The sequence below is a fragment of the Streptomyces asiaticus genome, from assembly GCF_018138715.1.
GTDB classification, from domain to species: Bacteria; Actinomycetota; Actinomycetes; order Streptomycetales; family Streptomycetaceae; genus Streptomyces; species Streptomyces asiaticus.
The window spans coordinates 2,700,748-2,713,293 of record NZ_JAGSHX010000006.1 but is presented as its reverse complement, the minus strand read 5'-3'; the positions used below and the strand labels follow the sequence as shown (position 1 = coordinate 2,713,293).

Here is a 12,546-nt window from a genome sequence, read left to right as displayed (position 1 = left end):
CGGACGGAGATCGCCCGCGCGGCTGCGACAATGGGCGAAAGCTTGTGCATTCCTTCACAAGCTGGTCCGTGTCTCTCTCTTCACACGAAGGTGCTCTCGTGGACTTCAAGACCGCCACCGCGCTGCGCCGGCTCCGCCTGGTCTCCGCGCCCGAGGCCGTGTCGTTCCTGCTGCTGCTCATCTGCTCGGTGCTCAAGCGCACCACGGACTTCAACGCGGTGCCGGTGATGGGCATGGTGCACGGCGTGCTCTTCATCCTCTACGTGGTCTTCTGGGCGGACGCCTGGAACCGCGCCAAGTGGAGGTGGCAGACCGCGGCCCTGTACTTCGTCCTCTCCGTCCTGCCCACCGGCGGCTTCTTCGCCGAGCGCAAGCTCAAGCGGGAGGCCGAGGCCGGGGTGATCGCGGCCCGCGCCCGTAAGGAGGGCGTGGTCAACGCATGATCGTCGCCTTTTCGGTGACGCCGCTGGGCGTCGGCGAGGACGTGGGGGAGTACGTGGCCGACGCGGTGCGGGTGGTCCGCGAGTCGGGGCTGCCGAACCGTACGGACGCGATGTTCACCTCGATCGAGGGCGAGTGGGACGAGGTCATGGAGGTCGTCAGGCGCGCCGTCGCGGTGGTGGAGGCGCGGGCGCCCCGGGTCTCGGTGGTCCTCAAGGCCGATATCCGCCCGGGCGTCACGGACGGTCTGACCTCCAAGGTCGAGACCGTCGAGCGGCACCTCTCCGACTGAGCACCCGGCGTGGGCGGCGGGGCTCAGCCCCCGCCCACCAGGGCCATGCCCAGCGGGGTGCGCTCGTACAGCACCTGATGGCCCTGGCGCCGTGAGCTGAGCAGCCCGGCGCCGCGCAGCACCGCCAGATGCGCCGAGACCGACGAGGGCGCCAGGCGGTGCCGGGCGGCCAGGGCCGTGGTGGACGCGGGCTCCTCCAGACCGGAGAGGATCGCGGCGCGGCTGACCCCCAGGAGCCGTACGAGCGCGTCCGCCGTGACCGCGTCCGGCTCCCGCCACAGCCCGCCGACCCCGCGCGCCGGGTAGATCACCGTGGGCTGCCACGGCGGGGCGAAGCCGCTGATCACATCCGGCCAGACGAAGACGCTGGGCATCAGCAGCACTCCCCGGCCGTCGAGGTCCTGCGTCTGGGCGGGCACCACGGAGTTGCGGATGGTGAGGGTGCCGTCCGTCCAGCGCAGGGCCGGGCGCAGATCCGCGAACAGCCGCTCCAGGCCGCCCTCGGCCAGCTGCCGTGAGCGATAGGCGATATCGGCCTCCAGTAACGCCCGCAGCCGGGGCCAGTCCGGCTCCACCAGGGCCCGCCAGGCGGCCTCGGTCACATCCGCCAGCCGCTGGACGGCCCGCGCCGGATCGTCCAGCATCGCCCGGCCCCGCGCGGAGCCGGCCGCCCCCGGGGTGCACTCCAGGGACAGGGCCAGTTCACGGCGGGCGACGGCGGGGTCCGTGGCCCGCATCCGCGCCAGCTCGTCCTCGAACGGCGCGTACGGCACCTCAGGCGGCGGACCCAGGAAGTCCGGGGTGTAGCCGCGCACCGGCATCAGCAGCCACAGCTCCGACAGGTCGAGCCCGGCCAGCGCCTCCCGCACCCGCCGCAGCCACGGCAGGTGGTAGCCGTGCCGCTCGGTCCGGCGCAGGGTGCGCACCGCCTCATGGGTCTGGCACAGCGGCGAGATGGCGAACCGGCAGCGCAGCAGGTCGTCGGCACCGAACTGCATATGCAGTGGCATGGCGTCACCCCGGGCCCGAAGATTTGGCTTAGTCCGACACAAGATTCGGCTCAGTCCGAAACACTAGAGCCCGCCCCGCCCGTACGGGCACGCTTCCGGCATGTCAACGCCCTCCGGGCCCGGCACCACGGGCCCCCTCGAGTCGCGCCCCGACGCGCCTGCCTCCCGACCCGAGCTCGCGCCCGGCGCCGGCGAGGGGCCGCCGCGGGGCCCGGGGAGCGTTGGCTACCGCGCGGTGTTCGCGGTCGGTGAGTTCCGGGCCGTCTTCGCCGCGCACCTGGTCTCCATGCTCGGCGAGGTGGTCGGTCAGATCGCGCTGTCCGTCCTGGTCTTCCGGCTCACCGGATCGCCGCTGCTGAGCGCCCTGACGTTCGCCACCTCGATGCTGCCGTACGTGATCGGCGGCACCCTGCTGTCCTCCGTGGCCGACCGCTTCCCGGCCCGCCGGGTGCTGGTGGTCTGCGATCTGGTGCACGCCGCGTGCGTGGCCGCCATGGTGGTGCCGGGGATGCCGGTGGCGGTGCTGCTCGCGCTGCGCTGTGTGCCCGCCGCGATCTCCCCGGTGTTCAGCGGCACCCGGTCGGCGACGCTCGGCGACATCCTCGGCGAGGGCGACGCCTTCGTACTGGGCCGCTCGGTCCTCCGGATCACCGCCCAGACCGCGCAGCTGGCCGGGTTCGGCGTCGGCGGGCTGCTGCTGGCCGCCGTCTCGCCGCGGGCCGCGCTGGCGCTCACCGCGGCGGCGCTCGTCGGCTCGGCGCTGGTGCTCCGCTTCGGCACCCGCCGCCGCCCGGCGCGCCGGCTGACCGGGGGCGGGGCTCCCCCGGCTACCGCTGGGAGGTGCCCCCTGCTCGGGGACTCGCTGAGCGGGATCCGGCGGCTGTTCGCGGACCGCCGGATCCGGGCGCTGATGCTGCTGTCGTGGGTGCCGCCGATGTTCGTGGTGATGCCCGAGGTCCTGCTGACGCCGTACTCCGATGGGCTGGGCCTCGGCTCGGTGGGCCTTGGGCTGCTGATGTGCGGGATGCCGGTGGGCGCGATCACCAGCGAGGCGCTGGTGGGCTCGCTGCTCGGCCCGCGTGCCCGGGCCCGGCTGACGCTGCCGGTCGGCGTCGCGGCGATGCTGCCCGCCCTGGGGTACGCCGCCCATCCGTCGTTCGGCTGGGCGCTGGCCCTCCAGGTGCTGACCGGCTGCGGTATCGCCTACAGCCTCGGCCTCGACCAGTGGTTCCTCGCCGCCGTCCCCGATGAGCTGCGCGGCCGGGCGATGACGGCGATGTCGGCCGGGCTGATGACCGCGCAGGGTCTGGGCATGACGGTCTCCGGGGCGGTCGCCGAGTTCGTACCGGTCCATGTGGTGGCCGCGACGGCGGGCGGCTGCGGGGCGCTGTGCTCGCTGTTGGTGGCGCTGGAGGTGCGGCGTACGGTCCCCGGGGCCGTCCGGCCCGAAGTGTGAGATAGGGCTGACCACGATATGACCGGCCGGTAGGGTCGGTGGTGTGCCGAAGCCGCTCAGCCTGTCGTTCGACCCCATCGCCCGCGCCGATGAGCTCTGGAAGCAGCGGTGGGGGTCCGTGCCCTCGATGGCCGCGATCACCTCGATCATGCGGGCCCACCAGATCCTGCTCAGCCAGGTCGACGCGGTCGTCAGACCCTACGGACTGACCTTCGCCCGCTATGAGGCGCTGGTGCTGCTCACCTTCTCCAAGTCCGGTGAGCTGCCGATGTCCAAGATCGGCGAGCGGCTGATGGTCCACCCGACCTCGGTCACCAACACGGTGGACCGCCTGGTCACATCGGGTCTGGTCGACAAGCGGCCGAACCCCAACGACGGCCGCGGCACCCTGGCCTCGATCACCGACCGGGGCCGTGAGGTGGTCGAGTCGGCCACCCGCGATCTGATGGCGATGGAGTTCGGGCTCGGGGTCTACGACGCCGAGGACTGCGGCCGGATCTTCGAGATGCTGCGCCCGCTGAGGGTCTCGGCGGAGGACTTCGACGACGACTGAGCGGGGCTTCGGGGGCGGCCGCCGAAGACCGGGGGCGGCGAAGATCGCCCCGGAACGGGCGGTTACGCTCAGGGCATGAAACGCAGCGTGCTGACCCGCTACCGGGTCATGGCCTACATCACCGCAGTGATGCTGCTCGTGCTCTGCACCTGCATGGTGTTCAAGTACGGCTTCGACACGGGCGAGGACCTCACGCTCGTGGTCTCCCAGATCCACGGCGTGCTCTACATCGTCTACCTGGTCTTCGCCTTCGACCTCGGCTCCAAGGCCAAGTGGCCGTTCGGCAAGCTGCTGTGGGTCCTGGTGGCGGGCACCATCCCGACGGCCGCCTTCTTCGTCGAGCGCAAGGTCACCCGCGAGGTGGAGCCGCTGGTCAGCGGCGCCGAGCCCGCGCCCGCGCAGGTCTGACCGGCGGTTTCGAGGTACTCCGCGCGTCCCGTCCGAGCCCGGACGAGGCGCGCGGACGCATGTGCCGGGGTCACCCGATCGGCCGGATGCGGCGAGTGTTGCGTCGACAATTAGTAGGACGTCCTAGTACTTTTGAAGCATGGACGCCGAAGGCATTGACGCGGGCCGCCGACGGTGGCAGGCCCGATACGACGCGGCACACAAGCGCGACGCGGACTTCTCGACGCTGTCGGGGGACCGCGTCGAGCCGGTCTACGGACCCGCCCCGGGCGACTCCGTGGCGGGGTTCGAGCGGATCGGCTGGCCCGGGGAGTTCCCGTTCACCCGTGGCCTCCACGCCACCGGGTACCGGGGCCGGGCCTGGACCATCCGCCAGTTCGCCGGGTTCGGCAATGCCGAGCAGACCAATGAGCGCTACAAGATGATCCTCAAGGCGGGCGGCGGCGGGCTCTCGGTCGCCTTCGACATGCCCACCCTGATGGGCCGCGACTCCGACGACCCGCGCTCGCTCGGCGAGGTCGGCCACTGCGGTGTCGCCATCGACTCCGCCGCCGACATGGAGATCCTCTTCAAGGACATCCCGCTCGGCGATGTCACCACCTCGATGACCATCAGCGGTCCGGCCGTCCCGGTCTTCTGTATGTACCTGGTCGCCGCCGAGCGCCAGGGCGTGGACATCTCACGGCTGAACGGCACGCTCCAGACGGACATCTTCAAGGAGTACATCGCCCAGAAGGAGTGGCTCTTCCCGCCCGAGCCGCATCTGAAGCTGATCGGCGACCTGATGGAGTACTGCTCCGAGGGCATCCCCGCGTACAAGCCGCTGTCCGTCTCCGGCTACCACATCCGCGAGGCCGGGGCGACGGCCGCGCAGGAGCTCGCGTACACCCTCGCCGACGGCTTCGGCTATGTGGAGCTCGGCCTCTCCCGGGGCCTGGACGTCGACACCTTCGCGCCCGGGCTGTCCTTCTTCTTCGACGCGCATGTCGACTTCTTCGAGGAGATCGCCAAGTTCCGCGCCGCCCGCCGGATCTGGGCCCGCTGGATGCGCGATGTCTACGGGGCGACCACCGAGAAGGCGCAGTGGCTGCGGTTCCACACCCAGACCGCCGGGGTCTCGCTCACCGCCCAGCAGCCGTACAACAACGTGGTGCGGACCGCCGTGGAGGCCCTCGCCGCGGTCCTCGGCGGCACCAACTCGCTGCACACCAACGCCCTGGACGAGACCCTCGCGCTGCCCAGTGAGCAGGCCGCCGAGATCGCCCTGCGCACCCAGCAGGTGCTGATGGAGGAGACCGGGGTGGTCAATGTGGCCGACCCGCTGGGCGGTTCCTGGTACGTCGAGGCGCTGACCGACCGGATCGAGGCCGACGCCGAGAAGATCTTCGAGCAGATCAAGGAGCGCGGCCGCCGTACGGTGCCGGACGGGCAGGAGCCCCGGTGGCCGATCACCGCGGGCATCCTCCAGGGCATCGAGGACGGCTGGTTCACCGGCGAGATCGCCGAATCCGCCTTCCGCTACCAGCGGGCCCTGGAGAAGGGGGACAAGAAGGTCGTCGGCGTCAACTGCCATGAGGGCTCGGTCACCGGCGAGCTGGAGATCCTGCGGGTCAGCCACGAGGTCGAGCGCGAGCAGGTGCGGGCGCTGGGCGGCCGTAAGGCAGGGCGCGACGATGCCGAGATCACCAAGGGGCTCCAGGCGATGATCGCCGCCACCCGCGAGGGCTCCAACATGATCGAGCCGATGCTGGCCGCGGTGCGCGCCGAGGCCACGCTCGGCGAGATCTGCGACGCCTTGCGCGACGAGTGGGGCGTCTACACGGAGCCGGCCGGCTTCTGAGCCCCGTCCGGGGCGGGTCCGGCGGCCGCGGCGCCCTCGGAGTCCGCCCCGGTCATCCCGTACAGCAGCAGATCCGTGAAGTCCCGCGCCCAGCGCGGGTCCACCGGCTCCGCGCTGACCATCAGCCGGTGGAGCACCGTCCCGGCGACCGCGTCGAAGATCAGGTCCGCGTTGCGGGCCGACGCCTCCGGGGCCTCCTCGCGCGGCAGCTCACCGCGGAGCCGGGCGCGCTCCCGGCCGATCGTCACCAGCCGCTTCTGCCGGTCCACGATCGCCGAGCGCACCCGGCACCGCAGCGTCTCGTCGTGCATGGCCTCGGCGAGGACGGCCATCAGCGCGGTGCCCGTCTCGGGGCGCTCCAGCAGCGCCCCCAGCCGGATCACCGCGGCCTCCACATCGGCGTGCAGACTGCCGTGGTCGCCCGCTTCCAGGTGTTCGTCGAAGACCGCCGCGACCGCGTCCACCACCAGCTCGCACTTGCTCGCCCAGCGGCGGTAGAGCGTCGTCTTGGCGACTCCGGCGCGGGCCGCCACATCGCCCAGGGTCAGCTTCGCCCAGCCCAGTTCCACCAGGGCGGCACGCGTCGCGCCCAGGATGGCGCGGTCGGCCTCGGCGCTGCGCGGGCGCCCGGTGCGGCGTGCGGACGGGCTCATGCGCGGCACCCTACCCGCCAGTACCGCGCATCGTCCCGGGTGAGTTACGCTACGACTCGTAGCGTAAGGGTGTGCCACGGCCGGTCCATGGGCCGATGCGCTTTTCCCTTCACCGCGCGAAGAGGGGAGGATGGGACCATGCAGCCACGGAACATGTCCATGAGTGGAGTGGTCGACCTCGCCGCGGTGAAGGCGGCCGGAGAAGCGAAGCAGAAGGCGGAGCGGGCGCGGGCCGACGCGGCCCGCACCGGGGGCGCGCCCGCGCCCGGCCGTCTGATCTTCAATGTCGACGAGGCGGATTTTCAGCAGGACGTCCTGCAACGCTCCACCGAAGTGCCGGTCGTCATCGACTTCTGGGCCGAGTGGTGCGAGCCGTGCAAGCAGCTCGGTCCCGTCCTGGAGCGGCTGGCCACCGAGTACGCGGGGCAGTTCGTCCTCGCGAAGATCGACGTCGACGCCAACCAGATGCTCTTCCAGCAGTTCGGCGTCCAGGGGATCCCCGCGGTCTTCGCGGTGATCGCGGGCCAGCCGGTGCCGCTCTTCCAGGGCGCCGCGCCCGAGGCACAGATCCGCCAGGTGCTGGACCAGCTGATCCAGGCGGCGGAGCAGCAGTTCGGCATCGTGGGTACACCGGTCGAATCCGGCGCCCAGGAAGAGGGCGCCGAGGAGGTCGCCCCGGCGGCCCCCGAGTCGCCGCAGGACCTCGCGCTCGCCGCGGCCCACCAGGCGCTGGACGCCGGTGACCTGGGCGGTGCGGTGCGGGCGTACCAGAACGTGCTCGCCGACGACCCCGCCAACGGCGAGGCCAAGCTGGGCCTGGCCCAGGCCCAGTTGCTGGAGCGCGTCCAGGGAGTGGACGCCACGCAGGTGCGCAAGGCGGCTGCGGAGAGCCCGGCGGATGTCAAGGCCCAGATCGCGGCGGCCGACCTCGACCTGGTGGGCGGTCATGTGGAGGACGCCTTCGGCCGGTTGGTGGACGCGGTGCGCCGTACGGCGGGGGAGGACCGGGACGCGGCCCGCGTTCATCTCCTGAGCCTCTTCGAGGTGATCGGCGGTGAGGACCCCCGAGTGGTGGCGGCGCGCGGCGCATTGGCGCGGGTGCTGTTCTGACCTCCGGCTCCTCAAACAACACAGCGACCGCTCTTTACTAAAACTTGGTAAACGCGGTCGCTGTTACTGCCAGTAAAGGTGAGCCCCGGCTTTGTCCGGTCTTGGAGTAAATCTCCCTCTCTTTCCGGTCACTGTCCGGCAACCCTGTGTGGCCGATCTCGACCGTCCTGCCGCAGTTCGGTTATCCGTCCGTTACTCGCTAGTAACGAACCCCTTGTGCCCAGGCCGGGAATGGACCACGATCGGCCAAGCTCGGTCCATCCCCCCGTAGCTCGGCATCCGGTCGGCGCGTCGGTGTGGTTGGGTCCCCACCGGGCAGGTCGGCGGCAGTGGCGCCGACCGTGGACAGGGGGGTCTCTGCCCACAAAGCAGGGCCTGTCCAGGAGGTTGCGCGAGATTGCGTGGCCAGTGGTTGTCGCTCGGGGGTGATCGCCGGTGTTTCGGGTGCGGTGTGCGCCTGTGAGACGTGGGCGCTCTCCTTCCCGAGGACGTAGCACTTCTCCCATCCCAGGTCCGGGGCCCCGCCCCGGCCGGAGATGTACGTCCGAGAAGGAGGAAAGTCATGGAGTCCGTGGCTCGTGGCGGCACCAGATGGAAGCGGTTCGCCGTTGTCATGGTGCCGAGCGTTGCTGCCACGGCCGCGATCGGCGTCGCCCTGTCCCAGGGTGCGCTCGCGGCCTCGTTCAACGTGTCCGGTCAGCAGTTCAAGGTCTCGGTCGACCGGCTCGACGGCACCGGGTTCGCGCAGTACGGCGCGCTTGACACCCAGCACGGGGGCAAGAAGATCCCCGTCGCGGTGTCGGCGTTCAAGAGCGCGAAGCTCAAGGGCCTGTGCCAGTCCGTCGTGATCCCGGTTCCCGTTTTCGGCGATGTGTCGCTGAAGCTGACGGCCGGCAATGGCAGCAAGACGGTTGAGGCCAAGAACCTCTTCATCGATCTCGATCAGCTCAACGCGGACGCCACGTTCCGTGGGATCGACATCGGTGTCGCGGCGGGAGACGCCCACAAGGGTCCCGGCATCAACAAGGGCGACGCGGCCGATCCCGGTTCGTTCGGCCAGCAGTCCGATTCCGCCACGCTGACCGGTGTGAAGCAGACCGCCTGGGCGACCAGCGCGGGCACGTTCAAGCTCTCCGGCCTTTCGATGAAGGTCAGCAAGGGCAAGAACGAGTGCTTCTGATCAGCTGAGCCAAGGGTGGGGGGCCGCCGTGCTGCCCCTCACCCGGGCATCGACCCGCAGCGTGTATGCGCCAGGCTAGTACCGCTGTAGAACAACCGCGATCACACCGATCGCCGGCCCCAGGGAGCTGTTTTCAATGAGTGCCGAGTCGCCGGGGGCGAGTGACCGTATCAGCCGTTGGCGGGGGTCCTTCAGGGCATGGCGCTGGCAGCGCCCGTTCTGGGCCGGGCTGTTGAGCCTGCTGGCGGGCGTACCGATCATGTACTTCCCGTACAACGACCTCAACGCCGGTGGATTCACCATCAACATGTCCACCACCGCCGGATCGGCCTCGCTGATCATCGGGGTGTTGCTGGTGGTCCTGGGCCTGACCATGTGGTTCCAGCCCATGGTGCGGGTGTTCGCCGGAGTCGCCACGATCCTGCTCGGTCTGGTGTCGATCCCCGTCTCGAACTTCGGCGGTTTCGTGATGGGTTTCCTGCTCGCGCTGTTCGGCGGCGGCATGAGCATCGCCTGGGCCCCCGGGGAGGCTCCCTCCGCTCAGCCGGCCGAGGGGCCGGGAAACGCTTCAGAGGACGACGGGAACGGTGGGAACGTGCCGGAGCCGGCCGGGGCCGGGTCCGCGCTGGACCAGGAAGCCAGGAATGGGAGGCACCGTGCGGGGTGAAGACCGACCCGAGCAGCCGGAGGGAGTGAGCCCACGCCGGGTCAGAACCGGCCCGCGGCACGCGGCACCGAAGAAGTCGGTACTCACCCGCCTTCAGGTGCCCGCCGGCAAGGCCATAGCGCTGGCCGCCATGCCGACGGCCGTGCTGATGGGCATGGGGCTCACTCCGCAGCTCGCCTCGGCCAGCCCCCGGCCCGAGGACCGCTACAAGCCCGGCCCGTGTGTGTCACAGCCGGACGAGGCGGACAAGGACGCCAAGGGCGGCAAGGACGCCTCGGACGCCCAGGGCGAGGACAAGGACGCCAAGGACTCCAAGGGTTCGTCCGACAAGGGCTCCCAGGACGGCTCCAAGGGTTCCGAGGAGTCCTCGGGTGGCCAGACCGGGTCCCGGGACGACAAGGCCACTCCCACGCCGTCTCCGTCCAGTTCCTCCTCCGCTCCGTCGTCCGGCTCCGGGGACGAGAAGGAGTCGAAGGAGCCGTCGGCCTCGCCGAGCCCCTCCAAGTCCAAGAACCCGCTGGACCCGCTGGGACTCGGGGACACGCTCCACGACGTCCTCACGCCCGACGACAAGAGCGGGGACGAGTCGGCCGAGCCGAGCGCCTCGCCGAGCCCGTCCTCCAGCGACAAGCCCAGCTCGTCGCCGTCGCCGTCCCCGTCCAAGTCCTCCGACAAGCTCACCGATCCGGTCAAGGACACGGTGGACAAGGTGGGCAAGGGCGTCAAGGACACCGTGGACGGGGTGGGCAAGACCGTCGACGACGCCAAGGACAAGGCGGACAAGGCGCTTCCCAAGCCCTCCGCGTCCGCCTCCAAGGACGCGGACGGCAAGGAGGCGTTCCCCTGCCCGAAGTTCGACGCCGACGCGTACGAGAACGCCGAGACGGACCCGACCTCGAGCCTGCTTCCCGAGGACCCCTGGACCCTCAAGAGCACGATGCTGAGCCTGCACGGCCTGGACTACAAGGGCATCGTGGAGGTCAAGACGCAGGGGGGCCAGACCAAGAAGGTCCTGAAGTTCACCGCCTCGGGCGTGGACATCAAGGACCTCCACCAGCTGGTGGTGGGCCCGGCCGGGACCACCACGCATGTGCAGGCGCGCGAGGGGTCCACCTCGACCATTCGCAACGGCACGGTGACCATGTACACCGAGGAGCTGAAGGGGAACCTCCTGGGGCTCATCCCGATCACCTTCAGCCCCAAGAGCCCGCCGCCGGTGAACATCCCCGAGGTGTTCTTCACCGACGTCACGGTCACCCAGGCCGGTCAGTTCGGTGGCGATCTGACCGTTCCGGGTATGCACCTGTTCAAGACCGGGGAGTGATCCCGCGCCCCCACCGACCCGTTCGGGAGCCGCACACCCCTCCATGAGGAGGGAAACGACCGTGGGCACCGCCTTCATTCGAAAGGCGGTGCCCACGGTCGCGTTGCGGGGGCGTTCGGCGCTACTTGCCCGTGCCGCCCAGGTGGTGCACCCGGACCATGTTGGTGGTGCCGGGGACACCGGGGGGCGAACCGGCGGTGATGATCATGGTGTCGCCCTCGGCGTAGCGGCCCAGCTTCAGCAGCTCGGCGTCGACCAGGTCGACCATCGCGTCGGTGTGCTCGACGTACGGCACCACGAAGGACTCCACGCCCCAGCTCAGCGTGAGCTGGTTGCGGGTGGACGCGTCGGTGGTGAAGGCCAGGATGGGCTGCTGGGCGCGGTAGCGGGAGAGCCGGCGGGCGGTGTCGCCGGACTGGGTGAAGGCCACCAGCGACTTGGCGCCCAGGAAGTCGGCGATCTCGGCGGCCGCGCGGGCCACCGCACCGCCCTGGGTGCGCGGCTTCTTGCCGGGCACCAGCGGCTGGAGACCGCGCGAGAGCAGCTCGTGCTCGGCGGCCTCGACGATCCGGGACATCACCTTGACGGTCTCGATGGGGTACGAGCCGACCGAGGACTCGGCGGAGAGCATCACCGCGTCGGCGCCGTCCAGGATCGCGTTGGCGACGTCGGACGCCTCGGCGCGGGTCGGCCGGGAGTTGGTGATCATCGACTCCATCATCTGGGTCGCGACGATCACCGGCTTGGCGTTGCGGCGGCAGAGCTCGATCAGCCGCTTCTGCACCATCGGGACCTTCTCCAGCGGATACTCCACCGCGAGGTCACCACGGGCCACCATCACCCCGTCGAAGGCCGCGACGACCTCGGTCATATTGGCGACCGCCTGCGGCTTCTCCACCTTGGCGATCACCGGCACCCGGCGGCCCACCTCGTCCATGACCCGGTGGACGTCCCGGACGTCGGCCGCGTCCCGGACGAAGGACAGGGCGACCATGTCGCAGCCCATCCGCAGGGCGAACTTCAGGTCCTCGATGTCCTTCTCGGACAGCGCGGGCACATTGACCGCCGCACCCGGCAGGTTGATCCCCTTGTGGTCGGAGATCACCCCGCCCTCGATGACGATGGTCCGCACCCGCGGGCCCTCGACGGCGGTGACCCGCAGCTCGACATTGCCGTCGTTGATCAGGACCTGGTCGCCCTTGGAGACGTCGGCCGGCAGCCCCTTGTAGGTGGTGCCGCAGATGGTCCGGTCACCCTCCACGTCCTCGGTGGTGATGATGAACTCATCCCCGCGGACCAGTTCCACCGGTCCGTCCTTGAAGGTCTCCAGACGGATCTTGGGGCCCTGGAGGTCGGCGAGGACACCCACCGCGTGCCCGGTCTCCTCGGAGGCCTTGCGGACGCGGTGGTACCGCTCCTCGTGCTCCGGGTGGCTTCCGTGGCTCATGTTGAACCGGGCCACGTTCATCCCGGCCTCGATCAGGGACTTCAGCTGGTCGTAGGAGTCGACGGCGGGGCCCAGAGTGCAGACGATTTTGGAACGGCGCATGAGGCAGATCCTATCGGGTTTGTTTCGGAGCGGAATATTTAAGTCAAGGGCAGAGCGGAGTGG

13 protein-coding genes are annotated in these 12,546 nt (G+C 70.2%); 10 read left to right on the top strand and 3 right to left on the bottom strand.

Annotated features, from left to right (window positions below; all coding sequences use genetic code 11):
• Positions 1 to 98: 98 nt before the first annotated feature.
• On the top strand, positions 99 to 443 hold the full coding sequence (locus KHP12_RS19055; protein WP_037958474.1) for a DUF3817 domain-containing protein: 345 nt from the start codon (positions 99 to 101) through the stop codon (positions 441 to 443).
• Positions 440 to 733, top strand: a complete 294-nt coding sequence (locus KHP12_RS19050; protein WP_086885298.1) for an MTH1187 family thiamine-binding protein — start codon at positions 440 to 442, stop codon at positions 731 to 733. Before KHP12_RS19055 ends, KHP12_RS19050 begins: the two co-directional genes overlap by 4 nt.
• 23 nt (positions 734 to 756) lie before the next feature.
• Here KHP12_RS19050 and KHP12_RS19045 read toward each other — a convergent pair whose 3' ends face one another.
• Entirely contained in the window at positions 757 to 1,743 is a 987-nt protein-coding gene (locus KHP12_RS19045; protein WP_086885299.1) for an ArsR/SmtB family transcription factor, read from the bottom strand.
• 100 nt (positions 1,744 to 1,843) lie between these two features.
• Here KHP12_RS19045 and KHP12_RS19040 point away from each other — a divergent pair, with 100 nt between their 5' ends.
• From KHP12_RS19040 to icmA, 4 genes are all read left to right on the top strand, one after another.
• Positions 1,844 to 3,199, top strand: coding sequence for an MFS transporter (locus KHP12_RS19040; RefSeq protein WP_211833207.1), 1,356 nt, complete (start codon positions 1,844 to 1,846; stop codon positions 3,197 to 3,199).
• Positions 3,200 to 3,242: 43 nt separating this feature from the next.
• Positions 3,243 to 3,752 carry a MarR family winged helix-turn-helix transcriptional regulator gene (locus KHP12_RS19035; protein WP_086885301.1) on the top strand — a complete coding sequence of 170 codons (510 nt, stop codon included), beginning with the start codon at positions 3,243 to 3,245 and terminating at the stop codon, positions 3,750 to 3,752.
• A gap of 75 nt (positions 3,753 to 3,827) precedes the next feature.
• Complete coding sequence (locus KHP12_RS19030) at positions 3,828 to 4,160, top strand: DUF3817 domain-containing protein (protein ID WP_037958485.1); 333 nt, start codon at positions 3,828 to 3,830, stop codon at positions 4,158 to 4,160.
• Between the two features lie 139 nt (positions 4,161 to 4,299).
• Positions 4,300 to 6,000, top strand: coding sequence for a coenzyme B12-dependent isobutyryl-CoA mutase large subunit (gene icmA / locus KHP12_RS19025; protein ID WP_086885302.1), 1,701 nt, complete (start codon positions 4,300 to 4,302; stop codon positions 5,998 to 6,000).
• On the opposite strand, the gene KHP12_RS19020 is transcribed toward icmA, so the two are convergent.
• The gene (locus KHP12_RS19020) at positions 5,976 to 6,653 is read right to left on the bottom strand and encodes a TetR/AcrR family transcriptional regulator (protein ID WP_086885303.1); all 678 of its coding nucleotides are present in this window, start codon (positions 6,651 to 6,653) and stop codon (positions 5,976 to 5,978) included. The genes icmA and KHP12_RS19020 overlap by 25 nt on opposite strands.
• A gap of 138 nt (positions 6,654 to 6,791) precedes the next feature.
• Between KHP12_RS19020 and KHP12_RS19015 the strand changes: the two genes are divergently transcribed.
• The 4 genes from KHP12_RS19015 to KHP12_RS19000 all read left to right on the top strand — a co-directional run bounded on the left by KHP12_RS19015 (position 6,792) and on the right by KHP12_RS19000 (position 10,934).
• A complete protein-coding gene (locus KHP12_RS19015) occupies positions 6,792 to 7,763 on the top strand; it encodes a tetratricopeptide repeat protein (protein WP_086885304.1) in 972 nt (323 codons plus the stop codon).
• 562 nt (positions 7,764 to 8,325) lie between these two features.
• Complete coding sequence (locus KHP12_RS19010; RefSeq protein WP_086885305.1) at positions 8,326 to 8,943, top strand: DUF6230 family protein; 618 nt, start codon at positions 8,326 to 8,328, stop codon at positions 8,941 to 8,943.
• A gap of 136 nt (positions 8,944 to 9,079) precedes the next feature.
• Positions 9,080 to 9,610 carry a DUF6114 domain-containing protein gene (locus KHP12_RS19005; protein ID WP_037958500.1) on the top strand — a complete coding sequence of 177 codons (531 nt, stop codon included), beginning with the start codon at positions 9,080 to 9,082 and terminating at the stop codon, positions 9,608 to 9,610.
• Positions 9,588 to 10,934, top strand: coding sequence for a hydrogenase expression protein HypF (locus tag KHP12_RS19000; protein ID WP_086885306.1), 1,347 nt, complete (start codon positions 9,588 to 9,590; stop codon positions 10,932 to 10,934). The genes KHP12_RS19005 and KHP12_RS19000 overlap by 23 nt, the downstream gene beginning before the upstream one ends.
• A gap of 121 nt (positions 10,935 to 11,055) precedes the next feature.
• Here KHP12_RS19000 and pyk read toward each other — a convergent pair whose 3' ends face one another.
• The gene (gene pyk / locus KHP12_RS18995; RefSeq protein ID WP_086885307.1) at positions 11,056 to 12,483 is read right to left on the bottom strand and encodes a pyruvate kinase; all 1,428 of its coding nucleotides are present in this window, start codon (positions 12,481 to 12,483) and stop codon (positions 11,056 to 11,058) included.
• Between the last annotated feature and the right edge of the window lie 63 nt (positions 12,484 to 12,546).